The 20,192-nt window shown below is 63.5% G+C and carries 17 protein-coding genes; 11 read left to right on the top strand and 6 right to left on the bottom strand.

Going from position 1 to position 20,192, the window contains the following annotated elements:
• Positions 1-124: 124 nt before the first annotated feature.
• The 11 genes from glyQ (at position 125) to RTH74_RS15015 (ending at position 11,684) form a co-directional block, all read left to right on the top strand.
• On the top strand, positions 125-1,072 hold the full coding sequence (glyQ, locus tag RTH74_RS14965; protein WP_037001019.1) for a glycine--tRNA ligase subunit alpha: 948 nt from the start codon (positions 125-127) through the stop codon (positions 1,070-1,072).
• Positions 1,069-3,123 (top strand): glycine--tRNA ligase subunit beta, encoded by a 2,055-nt coding sequence (gene glyS / locus RTH74_RS14970; protein WP_316915169.1) that lies wholly within the window; start codon positions 1,069-1,071, stop codon positions 3,121-3,123. The genes glyQ and glyS overlap by 4 nt, the downstream gene beginning before the upstream one ends.
• A gap of 69 nt (positions 3,124-3,192) precedes the next feature.
• Positions 3,193-3,723, top strand: coding sequence for a D-glycero-beta-D-manno-heptose 1,7-bisphosphate 7-phosphatase (gene gmhB, locus RTH74_RS14975; protein ID WP_045733571.1), 531 nt, complete (start codon positions 3,193-3,195; stop codon positions 3,721-3,723).
• A gap of 13 nt (positions 3,724-3,736) precedes the next feature.
• The gene (locus tag RTH74_RS14980; protein ID WP_316915170.1) at positions 3,737-4,504 is read left to right on the top strand and encodes a lysophospholipid acyltransferase family protein; all 768 of its coding nucleotides are present in this window, start codon (positions 3,737-3,739) and stop codon (positions 4,502-4,504) included.
• A 245-nt stretch (positions 4,505-4,749) separates the two neighbouring features.
• Positions 4,750-5,355, top strand: coding sequence for a CDP-alcohol phosphatidyltransferase family protein (locus RTH74_RS14985; protein ID WP_279922196.1), 606 nt, complete (start codon positions 4,750-4,752; stop codon positions 5,353-5,355).
• A 26-nt stretch (positions 5,356-5,381) separates the two neighbouring features.
• Positions 5,382-7,136 carry a bifunctional alpha/beta hydrolase/class I SAM-dependent methyltransferase gene (locus RTH74_RS14990; protein WP_316915171.1) on the top strand — a complete coding sequence of 585 codons (1,755 nt, stop codon included), beginning with the start codon at positions 5,382-5,384 and terminating at the stop codon, positions 7,134-7,136.
• On the top strand, positions 7,136-8,473 hold the full coding sequence (locus RTH74_RS14995; protein ID WP_316915172.1) for a phosphatase PAP2/dual specificity phosphatase family protein: 1,338 nt from the start codon (positions 7,136-7,138) through the stop codon (positions 8,471-8,473). Before RTH74_RS14990 ends, RTH74_RS14995 begins: the two co-directional genes overlap by 1 nt.
• Positions 8,463-8,897: a hypothetical protein gene (locus RTH74_RS15000; RefSeq protein ID WP_316915173.1), complete on the top strand. Its 435-nt coding sequence runs from the start codon at positions 8,463-8,465 to the stop codon at positions 8,895-8,897. Before RTH74_RS14995 ends, RTH74_RS15000 begins: the two co-directional genes overlap by 11 nt.
• Before the next feature lie 9 nt (positions 8,898-8,906).
• Complete coding sequence (locus tag RTH74_RS15005) at positions 8,907-9,530, top strand: lysophospholipid acyltransferase family protein (protein ID WP_316915174.1); 624 nt, start codon at positions 8,907-8,909, stop codon at positions 9,528-9,530.
• Position 9,531: 1 nt separating this feature from the next.
• A complete protein-coding gene (locus RTH74_RS15010; protein WP_074938678.1) occupies positions 9,532-10,464 on the top strand; it encodes a phosphatidate cytidylyltransferase in 933 nt (310 codons plus the stop codon).
• 68 nt (positions 10,465-10,532) lie between these two features.
• Positions 10,533-11,684 (top strand): GGDEF domain-containing protein, encoded by a 1,152-nt coding sequence (locus RTH74_RS15015; protein WP_316915175.1) that lies wholly within the window; start codon positions 10,533-10,535, stop codon positions 11,682-11,684.
• Positions 11,685-11,985: 301 nt separating this feature from the next.
• Here RTH74_RS15015 and RTH74_RS15020 read toward each other — a convergent pair whose 3' ends face one another.
• From RTH74_RS15020 to RTH74_RS15045, 6 genes are all read right to left on the bottom strand, one after another.
• A complete protein-coding gene (locus RTH74_RS15020) occupies positions 11,986-12,345 on the bottom strand; it encodes a hypothetical protein (protein WP_316915176.1) in 360 nt (119 codons plus the stop codon).
• A gap of 89 nt (positions 12,346-12,434) precedes the next feature.
• Complete coding sequence (locus tag RTH74_RS15025) at positions 12,435-12,716, bottom strand: hypothetical protein (RefSeq protein ID WP_099525044.1); 282 nt, start codon at positions 12,714-12,716, stop codon at positions 12,435-12,437.
• Positions 12,717-12,883: 167 nt separating this feature from the next.
• On the bottom strand, positions 12,884-13,333 hold the full coding sequence (locus RTH74_RS15030; protein WP_099525045.1) for a hypothetical protein: 450 nt from the start codon (positions 13,331-13,333) through the stop codon (positions 12,884-12,886).
• A gap of 9 nt (positions 13,334-13,342) precedes the next feature.
• Positions 13,343-17,782, bottom strand: coding sequence for an RHS repeat-associated core domain-containing protein (locus RTH74_RS15035; RefSeq protein WP_316915177.1), 4,440 nt, complete (start codon positions 17,780-17,782; stop codon positions 13,343-13,345).
• A gap of 6 nt (positions 17,783-17,788) precedes the next feature.
• Positions 17,789-18,217: a DcrB-related protein gene (locus RTH74_RS15040; RefSeq protein ID WP_206418997.1), complete on the bottom strand. Its 429-nt coding sequence runs from the start codon at positions 18,215-18,217 to the stop codon at positions 17,789-17,791.
• The gene (locus RTH74_RS15045) at positions 18,217-20,157 is read right to left on the bottom strand and encodes a type VI secretion system tip protein VgrG (protein ID WP_316915178.1); all 1,941 of its coding nucleotides are present in this window, start codon (positions 20,155-20,157) and stop codon (positions 18,217-18,219) included. The genes RTH74_RS15040 and RTH74_RS15045 overlap by 1 nt, the downstream gene beginning before the upstream one ends.
• Positions 20,158-20,192 lie beyond the last annotated feature (35 nt).

A 20,192-nucleotide genomic window follows, 5' to 3' on the forward strand; every position in this document is an offset into this window, starting at 1 on the left:
TAACTGGATATAAATACAGTTTCATACGACTTGAATGATGCCGATGTGCCGTACCCTGCGGCCTGCGCCGAGTTTCGATATACTCCCCGGCTTTCCCTCGCAAGCCTCCACAGGTGATTTTTTCGTGAGCCAGACCAAGCCTGCCGTGCGCACCTTCCAGGACCTGATCCTGGCCCTGCAGAACTACTGGGCCGAGCAGGGCTGCGTGGTGCTGCAACCCTACGACATGGAAGTAGGCGCCGGCACCTTCCACACCGCCACCTTCCTGCGCGCCATCGGCCCGGAGACCTGGAACGCCGCCTACGTGCAGCCTTCGCGTCGCCCCACCGACGGCCGCTATGGCGAAAACCCCAACCGCCTGCAGCACTACTACCAGTTCCAGGTGGTCTTGAAGCCCAACCCAGAGAACTTTCAGGAGCTGTACCTGGGTTCGCTTAAGGCCATCGGCCTCGACCCGGAAGTGCATGACATCCGCTTCGTCGAAGACAACTGGGAATCGCCGACTCTCGGCGCCTGGGGTCTGGGCTGGGAAATCTGGCTCAACGGCATGGAAGTCACCCAGTTCACCTACTTCCAGCAGGTCGGTGGCATCGAGTGCTATCCGGTGACCGGCGAGATCACCTACGGCCTGGAGCGCCTGGCCATGTACCTGCAGGGCGTCGACTCGGTCTATGACCTGATCTGGACTGACGGCCCGTTCGGCACCGTGACCTACGGCGACGTGTTCCACCAGAACGAAGTGGAGCAGTCCACCTACAACTTCGAGCACGCCAACGTCGAGAAGCTGTTCGAGCTGTTCGACTTCTACGAGAGCGAAGCCAACCGCCTGATCGAGCTTCAGCTGCCGCTGCCGACCTACGAGATGGTGCTCAAGGCCTCGCACACCTTCAACCTGCTCGACGCCCGCCGCGCCATCTCGGTAACCGCGCGCCAGCAGTACATCCTTCGCGTGCGCACCCTGGCCCGCGCCGTGGCGCAAAGCTACCTGCAAGCGCGCGCCAAGCTCGGCTTCCCCATGGCCACCCCCGAACTGCGTGATGAAGTACTGGCCAAGCTGGAGGCGCAAGCATGAGTGCACACGATTTCCTGGTCGAACTGGGCACCGAAGAGCTGCCACCGAAAGCCCTGAAGAGCCTCGGTGATGCCTTCCTCGCCGGTATCGAGAAAGGCCTCAAGGGCGCCGGCCTGGGCTACACCGCCAGCCGTGTGTATGCCGCGCCGCGCCGCCTGGCGGTGCTGATCGAGCAGCTCGAAGAGCAGCAGGCCGACCGCAGCATGAACCTCGACGGCCCGCCCATCCAGGCCGCCTTCGATGCCGACGGCAACCCGACTCAGGCCGCCCTGGGCTTCGCCCGCAAGTGTGGCGTGGACATCGCCGAGATCGACCGCAGTGGCGCGAAACTGCGTTTCGCCCAGCACATCCCCGGCCAGCCGGCGCTGAACCTGCTGCCGACCATCGTGCAGGACTCGCTGAACGACCTGCCGATTCCCAAGCGCATGCGCTGGGCCGCACGCCGCGACGAGTTCGTGCGTCCGACCCAGTGGCTGGTGATGCTGTTCGGCGACGCCGTGGTCGACTGCGAGATCCTCGCGCAGAAAGCCGGTCGCGTCTCCCGCGGCCACCGCTTCCACGCCAACCACGACGTGCGCATCAGCAGCCCGGCCAACTACGCCGAAGATCTGCGCAGCGCCTATGTGCTGGCCGACTTTGCCGAACGCCGCGAGATCATCAGCCGCCGCGTCGACGAACTGGCTGCCGCCGAGCAGGGCAGCGCCATCGTGCCGCCAGCGCTGCTGGATGAAGTCACCGCCCTGGTCGAATGGCCGGTGCCGCTGGTCTGCTCGTTCGAGGAACGCTTCCTCGAGGTGCCGCAGGAAGCACTGATCAGCACCATGCAGGACAACCAGAAGTACTTCTGCCTGCTCGATGCGAACGGCAAGCTGCTGCCGCGCTTCATCACCGTGGCCAACGTCGAGTCCAAGGACCCGGCGCAGATCGTCTCCGGTAACGAGAAGGTCGTGCGTCCACGTCTGACCGACGCCGAGTTCTTCTTCAAGCAGGACAAGAAGCAGAAGCTCGAAGGCTTCAACCAGCGCCTGGCCAACGTGGTGTTCCAGGCCCAGCTGGGTTCGGTGTTCGACAAGGCTCAGCGTGTCTCGGCGCTCGCCGGTTTCATCGCCCGCGAAGTCGGTGGCGACGCCCAGCGCGCCGCCCGTGCCGGCCTGCTGAGCAAGTGCGACCTGGCCACCGAGATGGTCGGCGAATTCCCCGAGATGCAGGGCATCGCCGGTTACTACTACGCGCTCAACGACGGTGAGCCGCAGGACGTCGCCCTGGCCCTGAACGAGCAGTACATGCCGCGCGGTGCCGGCGCCGAACTGCCGAGCACTTTGACCGGTGCCGCGGTGGCGGTGGCCGACAAGCTCGACACCCTGGTCGGCATCTTCGGCATCGGCATGCTGCCGACCGGCTCTAAAGACCCCTACGCTCTGCGTCGCGCCGCCCTCGGCGTGCTGCGCATCCTGATCGAGAAGGGCCTGGATCTGGACCTGGCCACTGCGGTCGACTTCGCCGTCGCCCAGTACGCCGGCAAGATCAAAACCGACGGTCTGGCAGCTCAGGTGCTGGAGTTCATCTTCGACCGCCTGCGTGCGCGCTACGAAGACGAAGGCATCGAAGTCGCCGTGTACCAGGCCGTGCGTGCGGTGGGCCCGACCTCGCCACTGGACTTCGACCAACGCGTGCAGGCCGTGCAGGCCTTCCGCAAGCTGCCGCAAGCCGCTGCCCTGGCCGCCGCCAACAAGCGCGTGTCGAACCTGCTGAGCAAGGCCGAAGGTGGCGTCGCCGCCCAGGTCGAAGCGCACTACTTCGACAACCCCAGCGAGTTCGCCCTGCACGCCGCCATCCAGCAGGCCGACCACGCGGTGCAACCGCTGGCCGCTGCCCGTCAGTACAACGAGGCCCTGGCCAAGCTGGCCAGCCTGCGTGAGCCGGTGGACGCCTTCTTCGAGGCGGTGCTGGTCAATGCCGAAGACGCGCGCGTGCGCGCCAACCGTTACGCCTTGCTGGCCCGCCTGCGCGGGCTGTTCCTCGGTGTGGCGGACATCTCGGTACTGGGCTGACGCCAGGCGCTGGCCGCGAAGATTTTCGCGGCCAGCGTTCGTTTCCATCTCTGCTTCTGGCGTGGCTGCATGAAACTGCTGATCCTCGACCGCGACGGTGTCATCAACGAAGACTCCGACGCCTATATCAAGACGCTCGACGAGTGGATTCCGATCCCGTCGTCGATCACCGCCATCGCACGCCTGTCGAAAGCGGGCTGGACGGTGGCCGTGGCCACCAACCAGTCCGGTATCGCCCGTGGCTATTACGACCTGGCGACCCTGGAGTCGATGCACGCGCGCCTGCGCCAGCTGGTGGCCGAGCAGGGCGGTGAGGTCGGTCTGATCGTGCATTGCCCGCACGGGCCGGACGACGGCTGCGACTGCCGCAAACCGAAACCGGGCATGCTCGAGCAGATCGCTGCGCACTACGCCACGGAACTGGCGGGAATCTGGTTCGTCGGCGATACCAGCGGTGACCTGCAGGCCGCGCTGGCCGTCGATTGTCAGCCTGTGCTGGTGAAAACCGGCAAGGGCGAGCGAACCCTGGCCAAGCCCCTGCCGCCAGGAACCCTGGTATTCGATGATCTGGCGGCTGTCGCCGATCAACTGCTCTCATAAGGTGTGAAGGTTCATGGCGCTAGTGCAGGCATTCAGAGTCACGCTTTTCTACCTGCTGCTGTCGTCCAGCTCGTTCTTCTGGTGCCTGATCAGCCTGGTGGTCGCACCGCTGCTGCCGTTCCGCCAGCGCTACCGCTTCGTCGTCCAGGCCTGGTGCAACTGCGCCGTGTGGCTGGCCAAGGTGATCGTCGGTATCCGCTATGAAGTGCGCGGGGTGGAGAACATCCCCGAGCGCCCCTGCGTGATCCTCTCCAACCACCAGAGCACCTGGGAAACCTTCTTCCTCTGCGGCTTCTTCGAGCCACTGTCGCAGGTGGTCAAGCGCGAGCTGCTGCGCGTGCCGTTCTTCGGCTGGGGCATGGCGCTGCTCAAGCCCATCGCCATCGACCGCAGCAACCCCAAGGCCGCGCTCAAGCAGCTGGCCAAGCAGGGCGACGAGCGCCTCAAGCAGGGCGCCTGGGTACTGGTGTTCCCCGAAGGCACGCGGATTCCGCCGGGCCAGATCGGCAAGTTCTCCCGCGGCGGCACCGCCCTGGCGGTGAATGCCGGCCTGCCGGTGTTGCCCATCGCGCACAACGCCGGCGAGTTCTGGCCCAAGGTCGGTTGGTCCAAGCGCTCGGGAACGGTTCAGGTGATCATCGGCGCACCGATGTACGCCGAGGGCGAAGGCCCGCGTGCCATCGCCGAGCTCAACGAGCGCGCCTTCCAGTGGGTACGCCAGCAACAGACCGAACTGCGCGGCGAAGAGCCGCAACTGAGCCGGCTAGGCGAAACCGTCTGATCTGTGGATAAGCTGTGCGTCAAATGCAAGCAAAGCGCCATCATCGCTCGTATCTGGCTGATTTTCCTGGCGAATCCACTGCGCTAGGAAAATCCCGTAACAGGGTATAAGTTGTGGCTCACGCCTGACTGCTATTGGCCTTCCGGCGGCTACATGCCGCCGATAAATCCGCCTCTACCACGACGGGTTCACAGTCTCGCCCGCGGCAATGGCCGAAGATGGGACAAGAAAGGGAATTCGCTGCCATGCCGTCGATCTACCAGCTCAAACCGGCTTTCCAGAACCTGCTGCGCCCCGGCGTCGAACGCCTGCATGCTCGTGGCGTCACCGCCAACCAGGTGACCCTGGCCGCGGCCGTGGTCTCCGTGCTGCTCGGCGCCCTGCTCGCTGCATTCAGCCACATCATTTGGCTATTCGCCCTGATCCCCCTGTGGATGCTGCTGCGCATGGCCTTGAATGCCGTCGACGGCATGCTCGCGCGCGAATTCGGCCAGCAGTCGAAACTTGGCGCCTACCTCAACGAACTCTGCGACGTGGTCGCCGACAGCGCCCTGTATCTGCCCTTCGCCTTGCTGGCAGGCGTCTCGCCGCTGCTGGTGATCGTTGTTGTGCTGCTGGCGGTGATCAGCGAATACGCCGGCGTACTCGGGCCCATGGTCGGCGCCTCCCGGCGCTACGACGGGCCGATGGGCAAGAGCGACCGCGCCTTCTGCTTCGGCGTGATCGGCGCTGGCGTCGCCACAGGCCTGCTGCCAGCCTTGTGGATCAATCTGTTGCTGGGCCTGATCCTCGCCCTGTTGCTCTACACCCTCTACAACCGCGTTCGCCATGGCCTGGCCGAAGTGGCCTGAGCTGTCCTACGGAATAAGGAGATTCCATGCGCCCCGTACAACTGCACACGTTCAGTACCCATGATGGCGTCGAGCTGAGCTACCGCCACTGGCCGGCGACGACGCCTGCCGATGGCCCACGCCAGGCCGTGGTGCTGTTTCATCGCGGCCACGAGCACGGCGGGCGCATGGCCCACCTGGTGGACGAACTGGATCTTCCGCACTGCGACTTCTTCGCCTGGGATGCCCGTGGCCATGGGCTGTCGCCCGGTGCACGCGGCGACAGCCCGAGCTTCGCCACCAGCGTGCGTGACGTGCAGACCTTCGTCGAGCACATCGGCAGCCAGCACGCCATCGCCGAAGAGGACCTGGCGGTGGTGGCGCAGAGCGTCGGCGCGGTGATCATCTCCACCTGGGCCCACGACTACGCGCCCAAGGTGCGCTGCCTGGTGCTCGCGTCGCCGGCGTTCAAGGTCAAGCTCTACGTGCCCTTCGCCCGCCCCGGCTTGAAGCTGATGCACGCCTGGCGCGGCAACTTCTTCGTCAACAGTTACGTGAAGGCGAGGTTCCTCAGCCACGATCCCGAGCGTATCGCCTCCTTCGAGAACGACTCGCTGATCGCCCGGCCGATCTCGGTGACCATGCTGCTCGGCCTGTACGAAGCCGCCGACCGCATCGTCGTCGACGCCCAGGCGATCCAGGTGCCGACCCAGCTACTGATCTCCGGCGCCGATTTCGTCGTCCACCGCAAACCACAGGAAGACTTTTACGAGCGCCTCGGCAGCCTGCGCAAGGAAAAGCACCTGTTGCCGGGCTTCTTCCACGACACCCTGGGTGAACGTGACCGCGCCCATGCCCTGAGCCGCGCGCGACGCTTCATCCTGCGCAACTTCGAGGAGCCGCTGGCTCGTCCCTCGCTGCTCGATGCCGACCGCCTGGGCGCCACCTGCGCCGAAGCCGAAGAGCTGGCCGCACCACTGCCGAAGAACTCGCTGCGCGATCTCTACTGGCGCGCCACCCGTGCCGGCATGCGCCTGGGCAGCACGCTGTCGGCCGGGGTAAAGCTTGGCTTCGACACCGGCTTCGACTCCGGCAGCACCCTCGATTACGTCTACCGCAACCAGCCGACCGGCAAGGGCGCGCTGGGCCGCCTTATCGACCAGAACTACCTGGACTCCATCGGCTGGCGTGGCATCCGTCAGCGCAAGCTGCACGCCGAAGAGCTGCTGCGCCTGGCCATGGCGCGCCTGCGTGAAACGGGCAGCGCCGTGCGCATTGTCGATATCGCTGCCGGCCATGGCCGCTACATCCTCGAATCGCTGGAAGGCCAGGCGCAGCGCCCCGACTCGATCCTGCTGCGCGATTACAGCGACATCAACGTGCGCGACGGCAATGCGCTGATCGAGCAGAAGGGCCTGGGCGACATCGCCCGCTTCGTCAAAGGCGATGCCTTCGACCGCGAGGATCTCGCCGTGCTGGAGCCGAAACCGACCCTGGCAGTGGTCTCCGGTCTGTATGAACTGTTCGGCAGCAACCAGATGGTCGGCGACTCGCTGGCTGGCCTGGCGGCTGCGGTCGAGGAGGGCGGTTACCTGGTCTACACCGGCCAGCCCTGGCACCCGCAACTGGAGCTGATCGCCCGCGCCCTGACCAGCCACCGTGACGGTCAGGCCTGGGTCATGCGCCGGCGCAGCCAGGCGGAAATGGACCAGTTGGTCGAGGCCGCAGGCTTTCGCAAGGTGGCGCAGCGCATCGACCAGTGGGGTATCTTCAGCGTGTCCCTCGCGCAACGGGTGAAGTGATGGAGCACGCCCGCGAACAAGGATTGTGGAAGCGCGGCGTACTCTGGCTGCTGCTGCTCGGCCCGCTGTTCTTCGCCAGCTACGGCTTCGCCAACTGGTTCACCGGGCAGCGCGATGACGTCGGCAGCCTGGTCTTCGCCTGGGAGCCGCAGATACCGCTGTGTCCCTGGACCATCGTGCCGTACTGGTCGATCGACCTGCTCTATGGCCTGTCCTTCCTGTTGCCGACCTGCCGCCGTGAGATGGATCGCCACGCCCTGCGCCTGCTTGCCGCGCAGCTGATCTGCGTCGCCTGCTTCCTGCTCTGGCCACTGCGCTTCACCTTCGAGCGGCCGCCACTGGATGGCACCTTCGGCCTGATGTTCGATGTGCTGATGGGCTTCGACAAACCCTTCAACCAGGCGCCGTCGCTGCATATCACCCTGCTGGTGATCATCTGGGCGATGTTCGCCAATCACACCCGTGGGCTGCTCTGGCGTGGCCTGCTGCACCTGTGGATGGCATTGATCGGTATTTCCGTACTGACCACCTGGCAGCATCACTTCATCGATGTGCCCACCGGGGCGCTGGCCGGCTTCGTCTGCCTGTGGCTGCTGCCGCTGCAGGGCGATGTACCGCTGCAGCAGATGCACCTGAGCAGCGATCCACGGCGTTGGCGCCTGGCGCTATGCTACAGCCTCGTTGCACTGGCGTGCACGGCGCTGGCCGTCAACCTGGGTGGTGCCTGGCTGTGGCTGTTCTGGCCGGCCGTTGCCCTGACGATGGTCGCGCTCAACTACCTGCTGTTCGGTGCTGGCGGCTTCCAGAAGCAAGCCGACGGTCGCCTCAGTCCGGCCGCTACGGTCTTGCTCGCACCCTATCTGCTCGGCGCCTGGATCAACTCGCGGCTGTGGACCTATCGCCAGCCAAAGCCGAGCCAGGTGGTGGAGGGCGTCCACCTGGGCCGTCTACCTGCCACTGGCGACCTCGATGACTATGCGGCCCTGGTCGACCTCTGCGCCGAGCTGCCACTGCAGCGCACGCCACCGCACTATTGCAGCCTGCCATCGCTGGACCTGGTGGCGCCGGATGCGCTGACCTGTCTACGCGCCGCCGAGGCCATCGAACACCTGCGTCATCACGGCCCGCTGCTGGTGTGCTGTGCCCTGGGTTATTCGCGCAGTGCCACTGCCGTGGCGGCCTGGCTGCTGCACAGTGGCCGCTGCCACAACGTCGAGTCCGCCGTAGAGCTGATCCGCCAGGCTCGGCCACAGGTCGTGCTCGGCCCGCAGCATCTGGCCGCGCTGCAATCCATGATCGATGCGCAAGCGGGACTGGAGGTCGCTCATGCAGGCTGATCTGCTGCTGGTCGCGGCGCTGTTACGACGTGGTCGCAGCCTCGATCATTGCTCCAGCGCGCTGAGCCTGGTCGCCGTGGTCTTCGGCCTGGCGCCATGGCTTGGCGCCGCCGCGAGCCTGATCCTGGCGCTGATCTGCGCGTCGCTGCTGATCGCCGGCCTGGTCGAAAAATACTGGGCGCTGCGCGTGGCCCTGGATGCCGAACTGTTCCAGCGCCTGGCCGAGGCTGGCGACCAACTCGACAGCCAGACTCATGCGCTGGATCAGGCGCTACAGAATCTGGGCCTGCAAAATGCGCAGCAGGCTGGCCGCGCCTGGGACCTTCGCTGCCGCGGGGCACTGAGCCTGCTACGCAAACAGGCCCTGTACCTGCTGCTACAGATCGTCATCGTCGTACTCGGGTTCTTCATCGTTTTCGCTTAAGGAGTCGCCATGCTCGCTGCATTGACCGCTTTCGCCATCACCTCGGCAGCTCGCCTGCTGACCGGTGCCCGAGCCCTGTGGCTCGGCAGCACCGCGCAGGCAACGCAACGCCTGTACTACGCCAACCACAGCAGCCACGGCGACTTCGTCCTGCTCTGGGCCTCACTACCGCCGGAGCTGCGCAAGCGCACCCGGCCGGTGGCCGGCGCCGACTACTGGCAGAAGCCGGGCGTACGCAGCTTCCTGATCAACAAGGTATTCAACGGCGTTTTGGTCGACCGCGAGCGCAAGGAGGAAGGGGTCAACCCGCTACAGGCGATGCTCGATGCGCTGGATGGCGGCGACTCGCTGATCATCTTCCCCGAGGGCACGCGCAACCTCGGCGACGAGCCGTTGCTGCCGTTCAAGAGCGGCCTTTATCACCTGGCTCAGGCGCGGCCGGAGGTGGAGCTGGTGCCGGTGTGGATCGCCAATCTCAACCGAGTGATGCCCAAGGGCAGGGCGCTACCGCTGCCGCTGCTGTGCACCCTGAGCTTCGGTGCGGCACTGGAGCCCATCGAGGGGGAGGGCAAAGATGCCTTTCTGGAACGCGCGCGTAACGCCCTGCTGGCACTAGCACCCGAGGAGGCCTGAGATGGATAACAACACTTTGCTGCTGTTCGCCGGTATCGGTGCCCTGCTGTTGCTGGCCAGCCTGGTCGGCTTCGTCCTCAAGCGGCGCAGTGGCGATCAGCCCAACCCGGTGATCGACAACCTCAACGCGCGGATCAACGCCTGGTGGGTGATGGTGCTGGTAATCGGCATCGCCTTCCTGTTCGGCAACGTCGGCGTCGTCGTGCTGTTCTACTTCGTGTCGTTCTATGCGCTGCGCGAGTTCATGACGCTGACGCCGACCCGGCGCAGCGACTACCCGGCGTTGGTGGCCGCCTTCTACTTCGCCCTGCCGATGCAATACCTGCTGATCGCCCTGGGCTGGTATGGCCTGTTCGCTATCTTCATCCCGGTCTACCTGTTCCTGCTGCTGCCGATCCTCGCCTCGCTGGGCGGCGACACCACGCGCTATCTGGAGCGCGCGGCCAAGGTGCAGTGGGGGTTGATGATCGCCGTGTACTGCATCTCTTCGGTACCGGCGCTGCTGACCCTGGACATTCCCGGCTACGAGGGGCGCAATCTGCTGCTGATCGCCTGGCTGATCATCGTCGTGCAGCTCTCCGACGTGCTGCAGTACGTCTGCGGCAAGCTGGCCGGCAAACACAAGATCGCGCCGAATCTCTCGCCCTCGAAAACCGTGGAAGGCTTTGTCGGTGGCGTAGCCCTGGCCACGCTGATCGGCGCCATGCTGTGCTGGATCACGCCGTTCGCCTTCTGGCAGGCCGCACTGTTCGCCCTGCTGGTATGCATCCTCGGCTTCGCCGGCGGCCTGGTGATGTCAGCGATCAAGCGCGATCGTGGTGTGAAGGACTGGGGCCACATGATCGAAGGCCACGGCGGCATGCTCGACCGCCTCGATTCGGTATGTTTCGCCGCACCGGTGTTCTTCCATATGGTGCGCTACTGGTGGGCCTGATCGAACACGAGCAATGTGACAGGGGATTGCACTAGAGTTAAGCAACCCCCTAGAACCAGAAGGCCGATATGGTCGCCCACACCCAGACACTGTTCGGAGCCGTCGCGCTGGTCGCCGTGATCATGGGCAGCTGTCTGATCCTGGTTGGCCAATTGCGTCATCGCGACGGCATGCTCACCACTGGGCTGGGCATGCTCTCCCATGCGCTGGCCTACATCGGCTTTACCCTGTTCGGGCTGGCCTCGATGTGGCTGACCTATGTGCTGGCCAACAGCTTGCTGTCCACCGCGCTGGCGTTCTACACCGTCAGCCTGCCGCTGATCCATGGCCGCCGCCCGCCATGGCGGCTGGCCTTCGCTTTCCCGCTGCTATTGGGCGCTTTGCTCAGCCTGCTGATCCACACCGAAGAACCCCGCCAATTGGTGGCCTGCCTGTTGCTGTTCACTCAATGCCTAGTGATCCTGCGTTTGAGCCGTCTCCATGCCGTGCAGGGTGGGCGCGCCCATCGCATCCTGATGATCGGCGCAGGCATCAGCCTGTTCGGCCTGGGCATTCGCGTGGCGGTCATCCTCAGCGGTGCGCCAGCGGAGATGCACTACGACGTCAGCAATCTGAAGCAGACGGTATCGGTCGCCCTCGGCGCCGCCACCATCATCATGTTCTCCTTTGGCCTGGTGCTGCTGTCACGCGAGCGTATCGAATCGGAGCTGCGCCAGACCGCTCTGCGCGACACGCTTACCCGGCTGCCCAATCGCCTGGCGATACTCGAACGACTCATCGACGAGCTGGAGCGCGCCCGCCGCCAACACACGCCGCTGTCCATCGCCATGCTCGATCTGGATCACTTCAAACAGATCAACGACAGCCACGGACACCTGGTCGGCGATGGCGTGCTCAGGCACTGCGCGGACCATCTTCAGCAGCGCCTGCGGCGTAACGACAGCATCGGCCGCTATGGTGGCGAGGAATTTCTGCTGATTCTGCCCGGCACCGACGCCAACGGCGCACTGGAGCTGGTCGATCAGCTCCGCCAATCCCTGACCCAGCACCCGGCGCAGGTCGACGAAAAAACCATCGACTTGAGCTTCAGCGCCGGTGTTTACGGCAGCACCAGCCCAGTCGCCGAGGACATAACCGGCATGCTGCTGAAGGCCGACACCGCGCTCTATCGCGCCAAGCATGCCGGGCGTAACACGCAGGTTCTGGCCACGGCGGACTGACAGGAGGGCTCGGATTTACGGGCAGACCTGTGTCATGCCTGGCTACCAGCGTTCAGCGTCGCCTGACTTTCCTGCAGGCAACAAAAAACCCGCCGAAGCGGGTTTTTTAAGACCTTCCGACATCCTGTCGTTTGCCGTCTTGGCGCGGTCTGTCTTCCATGACTCGGGACATCCAGTTCCCGGTAGGTGTATATAGATTAACCAGCCCACGGAAGCGACGGGAGAAGTCCGTTGCGCTTCGGCGTGTAAGCCTTTTGCCATAGCGGTAATCGCAAAAGACCATGACTTGAGCCTGACGCTATTACTCGTCCACAAACACGCCACACAGATCGACCACGAAGCGCGCAGGTTGCGATTCGCCTGCAGCTACGACGATGAGTACCGAGTGGTTGTCGTCTCGACCAGTAACGCGCTGCACGTAGAGCGCAAGGTTTCCTTGCTTGTACGCGGGCGTTTCGCCTAGAAAATCCAGATGCTTTCTTGCGCCAGGAATCAGACCTACCAGCGCATCGGCCTGCCGTTCACCCAGTTCCCATAAATACTGGACCTGCCGATTGTCGAAGTGCACTGGTCCAAAATCTGGCGTATCCAATATTGAACTGAACACGTAGAAATCGCTTTCAACGCCATCGAATAGTCGTTTTTTAACAGGATTACTCATGATTCCTTAATAAAAACGCAGACAGATTTATTTACCCACAACAGGTGTGAAGAAATTAAATCTGCCCCCTTTCCCATTTTTACTCTTCGCTAGGGCATGCGCATTAGCGCGGTCTTTAGACGCTTCAGCAAGATCGGATCGGTGAGACACGCGTCAGGACGTAGGCCATCAAGCGCCGGCACCTGCTGCTCGACATACCATAGCCCTTCTTCTAGACCCCTTTTCCCATAGATGACCACCGCGATGTCATCATGACCATCAAGGCGCTGGGCTAGGACGCTAGCCTTGGCATCGTTGTAATCCTCTCGGTAGAGGTCAACATAGTTGTGCCAGGTCTCGTCGCCAGGATAATCGTGCTCCAGTAGCTCCATTAGAAGGCTCCGAAGGAAATGAGGTTGGTACCAGGGTGGACAAAGGGATTTATTTACTGGCCCGCACCACCAGTGGCCGACAATAACCCTGCCCCACTTTTCCTTTTCCAAATTTTATGGAGCTAATCGTGGTCTACTCCAGTATTCGTTGCCGCGACAAATTTTACCTACATCCCCTCGCAGTAATTAGCCTCTTCTGTATAACCACCTTCATTGTCCTGAATAACTATTTTATAAACCGTATTCCATGACTCACCTTCTTGGGGTTTTGGAGGGTTTTTACTTGAAAACACATAAACGGTATCACCTATCGGAAAGTACTCTGCAAGCTCTTTATTTTTCTCCAGCGAGGTAGATGTCTGCGTCATGAAAATCATCGGCTCACCTTTATAAAAAGGCCAATCCGGCTCACCTCTCCAAATTGGAGGTTCTGACAAACAGAGAAATTTGCTTTGTAGCTTCTCAGCTAACCACTTTTTTGGATTCTTTGGCTTATCTTGCAATATCTCCAAGTAAAGACCTTCTACAAACACCTCTGCACCCACTGTAAAAATGCAAGCCTTCTTTTCTTTATTTAGAAAACCATTCAAGACATCTTCGAATTCTTCTCTTTCCATAACCTTCTCCTAAAATTTATTTACAGGGGTAATTATTTTTATCAGATCCCATCCAAGGTTTCGATAAGGGTCCATTGATGCGTGCCCCCAGGGAGTAGCCGGCTGAAGGTTCCAGCCCTCATGTGCAACTGTGCTCGACCCTGAGCGCTGCGGGATATATTGGTGATTTAGCTCAATAGGAACCGTAATGTTTCTTTCTTGGCCAACTCGACCTTTGACTCTATTCGTCAACGTATCTTTGTACCTTACTTTTACGACCATCCGTGGAGCGAGCCCCCTCCGCATTCTGCTTAGGTTTCGAGGAGAGAATTTTCCAGGCGGAGAATTTTTAGCCGCGTTTTTCCAATAACTACGCCTTGAGGAACTCCAGCACTTCCACCCCCACGGATCCACCCACCCATACGGCTCCGGCGCGTACTGAAACAGGTTGATCCCACCCGCCAACCCAATCGGATCCGGGCTGATAAACCTACCGATATCCGGATCGTAGAATCTGAAGGTGTTGTAGTGCAGCCCGGTTTCGCGGTCCAGGTACTGGCCCTGGAAGCGCAGGTTCTGTTCTTCGACAAAGAAGCTTTCCTGCTGTTCGGCCAGGGTGTTGCCCCAGACCTGATAACGGGCCTGCCAGATGCAGCGGCCGTCATCTTCGGTGAGTTGCTGCGGTAAACCGTTCGGATCCGTGTGGTAGTAGCGCAAGCGGGCATGTTCGCCCTGGCCATCGACTCGCGCCAGCGGATCGTAGCTGCCTTCGTCGTAGAGGTAGAGGCTGTGCCGGCCGTTGCGGGTTTCGCTGAGCAGGCGCAGGCCGTCCCAGGTGAAGTCGGTCTGGCCGAGCAGTACGCCGTGGGCATCGTAGTGGCTTTTGCCGATACGCCGGCCAAGCGGATCGTAATGCATGACCACGCGGCTGCCGTCGTTGTTGGTGACTTCCCGCACGCGATTCTCAGCGTCGTAGCTCAGCCGCTGCACCAGGTGACGACCGCTGCGTTTCTCCACCAGGCGGCCAAAGGCGTCGTAGCGGTAGCGCTTGTCCTGGTATGTCAGCAGCTTGTTATGGCGCACCCAGCCGCCACTGGCGGCATCACCGCCGACCGGGTGCAACAGGTTGGCGGCGGCGTCGTAGCTGTAGGTTTCCAGATTGCCGCGAATCAGGTCCTGGCTGGCGATGATGCGCCCGCTGGCATCGTAGTGCAGCTGCTGCTTCTGTTCGCGCTGGCTGGTCGGGTCACGGTCGAGACGGCCGATCAGGTTGTCGCTGGGGTCGTAGGCATAGCGCCGCTCGGCTTCGGCCGGCAGCTGCACGGGTTGCTCCAGGCGCCGACGCAGGCGCGCAGTGAGGCGTCCGGTGCGGTCGTACTGGCTGCGGGTGACGAGCTGTCCTTGAGTGCGCAGCACCTCGCGGTGCAGGCGGTCGCGCTCGAAGCGGCTGACCAGTTGATCATCCAGGTTGAGCAACTGCAGGTGGCCGCTGCCGTAGTACAGGCGGCGGATACGGCGCTGGTCAGGCAGTTGCGTTTCCAGCAGGTTGCCGAGTTCGTCGTAGGCATGCTGCAGGGCGCCAGCAGCGCTCTGTTCGCTGAGCAACTGGCCGAGGGCATCGTAGGCGAAGGCCAGCGACTGCACCTGGCCGTCGACGGCGCTGAAGTCGATGCCGGTCAGGCGGTCGAGCGGGTCGTAGGCGTACTCGGTGCGGCCATCATCGGTGAGCTTGGCGATCAGCCGGCCAACGGCATCGCGCTCGAAGCGGTGGATGATCGGTGCCGGCAGTGTCTCGGGGACGCTGCCCAGACCGGTACCGTGGGGTGCCGGGGTATAGGCCAGAGCGATGAGGTTGCCTTGCGCGTCATAGCGGTAATGCCGGGCGCTGTCATCGAGATCGTGCTGGGCGGTGAGGCGGTCTAGCACGTCCCAGGTGAAGCGGTAGCGCTCGTCGTTCTCGTTGCTCAGGGCGAGCAGACGGCCATAGGCGTCGTATTCGAAGCCGACGCTGCGGCCCAGGGCATCGATACGCTGACGCACCTGGCCCCGGCGGTCGTAGCGGTAGTTCACGGGCTTGCCGGCAGGATCGAGGTAGGCGCTGAGCTGGCCAATGGTGTCGCGTTGAAACTCCTCACAGCGGCCGTCGGCGAGTTGCGTCTGCAACAGGCGTCCCTGGCTGTCGTAGTGGTGGCGGGTGATCTCGCCGAGGGCGTCGGTGATCTGCACCAGATTGCCGCGCTCGTCGTAGGCGAAGCGTGTGGGGTAGCCGGAACAGTCGACCTGCTCGGTGAGCTGGCCGAGGGTGTTCCAGCGCAGGGTCTTGCGCTTGCCGCTGGCGTCGATGATCTCCACTGGCAGGCCGCTGGTGTCGTAGCGGTAACGGGTGACATGGCCCAGCGGGTCGATCTCGGCGACGCAGTTGCCGCGCTTGTCATAACGGTACTGCCAGGCATTGCCGGCGGCGTCGGTCTCGGCCTCCGGCAGCGACCAGTGACCGAGCCATTGGGTGAAGTCGCGACGCCCCAGCGGGTCGAGGGTTTCGCAGAGGTTGCCGGACTCGTCATAGGCGAATTGCCAACGCGCACCGTCCGGTGCGACGGCGGCCAGCAACTGGCGCTCGTCATTCCATTCGAACAACCAGAGCTGGCCGAGGGCGTCGCGATAGCGGGTGATCTGGTACTGGCTGTTCCAGTGGCGTTCGCTGGTGCGACCTAGGCCGTCGGTGACCCGGGTGATTCCCGCATCCAGATCGTAATGCAGCTGGTATTCGTCGCCGTCGTCGGTCCAGTGCCGTGTCACCCGCCATTCGCGGCCATCGGCACCCTGAAACTCGCCCCATTCGTAGAAGCAGCGCAGGCCTGTGGGACGCTGATGCTCGATCAGACGGCGGCCGTTGTCGTAGACGAAGCGACGCAGCAACTGGCCCTTGTCGTCGCGGACTTCGCTGAGATCGCCTTGTGCGTCATAGGCGTAGGCGACCAGTACCTCGCGCCGCTCATCGGCAAACAGGCGCTCGATCCGGCCCAGGCGCTGCGGGTGCTGAGCGTCGGCAATCAGCTCGATGCACAGCAGGTTGTGGCCATCGCGCACGGCACGCAGCCGGCCAGTGGCGTCGTATTCGAGCAGCAGGCGGTTGTCGTTACGATCGCCCAGCTTGCTCAGGCGCAACCGATGCGGCGCTTCGGGCAGAGGCTCGAACAGGCGGTAGAGGCCATCGACACTTTCCACCAGCAGCGCACCGCTTTCATCGCGGCGAAAGTTCAGACCTTCACCCGGGCTGTAGCAGGCATCGCCCGGAGGCAGGCTGCCGATCTCGATGGGGCGGCCCTGCTCGTCGATATAGGTCAGCGCCTCGCCACCCTCCGGGTGGACGTGCACCTGCACGGCGATCTCGAACGGCAGGCTCCAGCCAGCCCCCAGCAGACCGTCACGGCGCTCGTCGCAGCTGCTGTAGAAGCGCTGCCACTCGATGGGCATCAGCCCCGGCAGGACGAAGTCGAGGTCGTCGTCTTCGCCGAGCACCTTGGCCCCGGTGCTGGCGTGCACCGGGTTGGGTGCACCGCTGCTGGCCGAGCCGAGGGCGTTGGAGATGGCGTTGGTGGCGTAGGCGGTCGCGCCACCCATAGCCATGTTGCCGGCAAAACCGGCGACCAGGCAGGGCAGCTTGCTGCACAGCTTGCGCGGGTTGCCACGCAACGCCATGAGCACGGCCAGAGCCAGGCCGATGCCGGGCGTCTTGCCGCTGCGGATCGGCTGCACCACCACTGCATCGCCACCGATGCGCACGTTCGGTGAGATGTTGCCGCTTTCCACCACCGTGGCCTCGCAGGTACTGCGATCACCGCTGCGCACCGCCGGCTGGCCTTCGATGCTGACCTTGATCGAGCCTTCGGCGAGCAATTGCACGGGCATCGGCGAGTGCTTCTTGCACTCGATGGCATCCAGCGGGCAGGGGATGACGCCAGGTGCCGGCTGGGCAACCGTCGGCTGCCACATCTCACTGAAGAAGCTCTTGGCCATGTCGAGGAAGCTCGGCTCAGGCTCCTCGGCGGGCGGCGGCTGCTCCAGCTCGGTGCCGGCCGGCGCAGCGGCGCTGCCCAACTTGCCAGCGGCGCGCGCGGAAGGCAGGCCGTTGGTTTTGGTCTTGTTGGCGCCGGTAACGATCTTGGCCTGAACATTGGGCGGGGAGATGGCGTTGCCCAGGCCTTCGCAGAGGGTCGTGAGACCCTTGTCCCAGCCGGTTTTGTTCATGCCGACCCCCACGGCGATACCTACTACTGCAGCGAGGGCAAATCCACCGAGACCGCCGGTGAGGACGGTCAGGCCGGTGGCGGCAACGATGGCGGCGCAGGCGACCGCGGTGATGGCGGCATAAGCCGCCACCTCCAGCACGCCGCCGACGATGTCGGCGAGCAAGGTGGTGTGCAGCAGATCGTCGCCGAGCCGGGCGGCCCAGAGCGCATCAGACATCGCAGGTCATCCGTTGAGGCTGAGGCTGTGCTTGATCTGCGCCCAGTGCGCGGCGTCGGCATCATCGAGCGGCGTCGGCTTGACGTAGCTGAGTGCAAGCAGGCGGCGCCCATCAGCCAGCAGCACGCCAAGCTGGAACTGGTAGACCTGCTCCGGCCCCTTGCTGAACTGGCTGCGCAGCTCGACGCCGACAATCGCCTGGGCCGGGCCGACCTGGACATCCTGCAGGGCGCTGCAGCGCAGGTCCTTGACCTGTTTCGCCAGCTTGGCGACCTGAGCTTCGAAGTGGCTGCGCAGGGTTTCACCATCGCCGAGGGCACCACGGGTGATTACCAGCGAGGTGCCGAGATCGTTGAGGCGCAGGATGTTGATGCTGCTGTCCTGCAGGTCCTTGCCGGGCAGTTGCAGGCTCAGCTCTTGGGTGGTGTAGCTCATCAGGAGTTTCCTTTCTCTTGCCCGAACAGGGATTTGACGGCCGCATCGATGCTGCCCTGGTCACCCTGGCCATCGGGGGTGGCGCCAGGGCCGCCGCCGATGTTCAGGTTGAGCACGCCGCCGGTGTTGAATTCGGCGTCGCCGCTGGCGTGGAAGTTGATCGCCACGCCGCTGAGGTTGATCTGACCGCTGGCGTTGAGCTCTAGAATGCTCTTGCCGCAGACCAGGCGCAGGTTCTGACCGACCTCGATGAGGTAGCTCTGGCTGATGCTGTCGGTCTTGGTCGAGCCCACCAGCAGCACGTCGTCGAGCTTCACCGCACGCAAGCGGTTGTTGCCGATGGTCACGGTCTCGTTCATGCCGATGCTCTTGACCCGATTGCTGCCCACCGAGTGGGTTTCATTCACCTCGACGACGATGTCCTGGTTGCGCTCGGCGTGGATGTACAACTGTTCGGCGCCCTTCTTGTCCTCCATGCGGATTTCGTTGAAGTTGGCCGGCGTGCCGCCCTTGCTGGAGCGGCTCTTGATGCCGCTCTGGGTGGCGTTGGCGGGCAGATCGTAGGGCACGGTCTGCTCGGCGTTGTAGACCCGGCCGGTGATGATCGGCTGGTCGGGGTCACCTTCGAGGAAGCTGACGATGACCTCCTGGCCGATGCGTGGAATCTGGATATGGCCCCAGTTCTTGCCGGCCCAGTTCTGCGAGACGCGAATCCAGCAGGAGCTGTTCTCGTTGGACTGGTCGTGGCGATCCCAGTGGAAGTGCACCTTGACCCGGCCGTACTGGTCAGTCCAGATCTCCTCGCCGGCGGGGCCGACCACCACGGCGGTCTGCGGCCCCTGCACCATCGGCTTGGGCGTGCCGCACAGCGGGCGGAAGGTCTGCTGCGCGTCGGTGCAGGTGAGTTGGCACTCGAACTGGCCACCGCCGCCACTGCCACTCTCCAGGGACTCCTGAGCGACGTGATAACGCGCGCAGACCACCAGGTACTCGCGGTTCTGGTCGGCGCGGCCGAAGCCGGTGAGGCTGAACAGGTTGCCCGAGGCGATGCCGCGCACGCTGCCGCCAACTTCGACACGCTCGTGCAGGCTCTGCAGCGCCTCGATGCGATTGCGCGCGTACTGCTCGCCGTCGCTGCTCTGCACGTAGGTACCGGGATAGTCGTACAGCGGATAGTCGCCGGCGCTGTGCGGACGCGGCATGACCGAACGTACGTCGATGCGCGCGCTGGGGCGCTGGAAATCGTAGTCGTTGAGCTCCATCGAGCCCGGCTGCACGTGCTGCGCCAGCTGCCAGTCGTTGATGTGGTCGCGCTCACGGTGCTGCCCGTCCGGCGGGTAGTAGGGCACGCTGGCGTAACCGGGGGCCGGCATATGGGCGCCGTAGGCATCGGCCAGGACCAGCACGTGACGATCAGCCTCGTGGCGGAAGTAGTAGTAGATGCCCTCCTTTTCCATCAGCCGGCTGACGAAATCGAAGCTGGTTTCGCGGTACTGCACGCAGTACTCCCACTCGCGATAGGGACGGCTCAACGCGTCTTCGAAGTCGGAGAAACCCAGGTCACGGAACACCTGCTTGATGATCTGCGGCACGCTCATGTGCTGGAAGATGCGGCAGTCGGAGGTGCGGCTGAGCAGCCACAACCAGGGCCGCAGGGTGACTCGATAAGCCGCGAACTGGCCACCGTCGACGCTCTGCCCGCAAGCGGCGACGATGCCATGGAAATGCCGTTCACCGTCGCCATGCTGCTGTACGGAGAGCGACAGCGGCTTGCCGAGCAACTGATTGAGATCGAGGTTGGCATCGTGGGACACCAACTGTAGTTCGTACTCGAACAGGCAGCCCAGTTCGTCGCTGCCGTGCATCGAGCGCAACAGCAGAACGTCCGGCCCAAGCGGGCTGGTGATGCGGGCAAAGCGAGAGGATTGGGCGAATAGCATAGGTCGGGGTTCCAGCCTGCCATGACGCGGGCCGG

Origin of the sequence: Pseudomonas sp. zfem001 (assembly GCF_032621725.1) — a bacterium.
GTDB classification, from domain to species: Bacteria; Pseudomonadota; Gammaproteobacteria; order Pseudomonadales; family Pseudomonadaceae; genus Aquipseudomonas; species Aquipseudomonas sediminis.

Coding starts and splice junctions, on each gene's coding strand:
- RTH74_RS14985 (WP_279922196.1), top strand. CDS start 4,750: ATGCCGTCGATCTACCAGCTCAAACCGGCTTTCCAGAACCTGCTGCGC.
- glyS (WP_316915169.1), top strand. CDS start 1,069: ATGAGTGCACACGATTTCCTGGTCGAACTGGGCACCGAAGAGCTGCCA.
- RTH74_RS15015 (WP_316915175.1), top strand. CDS start 10,533: ATGGTCGCCCACACCCAGACACTGTTCGGAGCCGTCGCGCTGGTCGCC.
- RTH74_RS14980 (WP_316915170.1), top strand. CDS start 3,737: ATGGCGCTAGTGCAGGCATTCAGAGTCACGCTTTTCTACCTGCTGCTG.
- RTH74_RS14995 (WP_316915172.1), top strand. CDS start 7,136: ATGGAGCACGCCCGCGAACAAGGATTGTGGAAGCGCGGCGTACTCTGG.
- RTH74_RS15005 (WP_316915174.1), top strand. CDS start 8,907: ATGCTCGCTGCATTGACCGCTTTCGCCATCACCTCGGCAGCTCGCCTG.
- RTH74_RS15010 (WP_074938678.1), top strand. CDS start 9,532: ATGGATAACAACACTTTGCTGCTGTTCGCCGGTATCGGTGCCCTGCTG.
- RTH74_RS15020 (WP_316915176.1), bottom strand. CDS start 12,345: ATGAGTAATCCTGTTAAAAAACGACTATTCGATGGCGTTGAAAGCGAT.
- RTH74_RS15035 (WP_316915177.1), bottom strand. CDS start 17,782: ATGTCTGATGCGCTCTGGGCCGCCCGGCTCGGCGACGATCTGCTGCAC.
- RTH74_RS15000 (WP_316915173.1), top strand. CDS start 8,463: ATGCAGGCTGATCTGCTGCTGGTCGCGGCGCTGTTACGACGTGGTCGC.
- RTH74_RS15025 (WP_099525044.1), bottom strand. CDS start 12,716: ATGGAGCTACTGGAGCACGATTATCCTGGCGACGAGACCTGGCACAAC.
- gmhB (WP_045733571.1), top strand. CDS start 3,193: ATGAAACTGCTGATCCTCGACCGCGACGGTGTCATCAACGAAGACTCC.
- RTH74_RS14990 (WP_316915171.1), top strand. CDS start 5,382: ATGCGCCCCGTACAACTGCACACGTTCAGTACCCATGATGGCGTCGAG.
- RTH74_RS15030 (WP_099525045.1), bottom strand. CDS start 13,333: ATGGAAAGAGAAGAATTCGAAGATGTCTTGAATGGTTTTCTAAATAAA.
- RTH74_RS15040 (WP_206418997.1), bottom strand. CDS start 18,217: ATGAGCTACACCACCCAAGAGCTGAGCCTGCAACTGCCCGGCAAGGAC.
- RTH74_RS15045 (WP_316915178.1), bottom strand. CDS start 20,157: ATGCTATTCGCCCAATCCTCTCGCTTTGCCCGCATCACCAGCCCGCTT.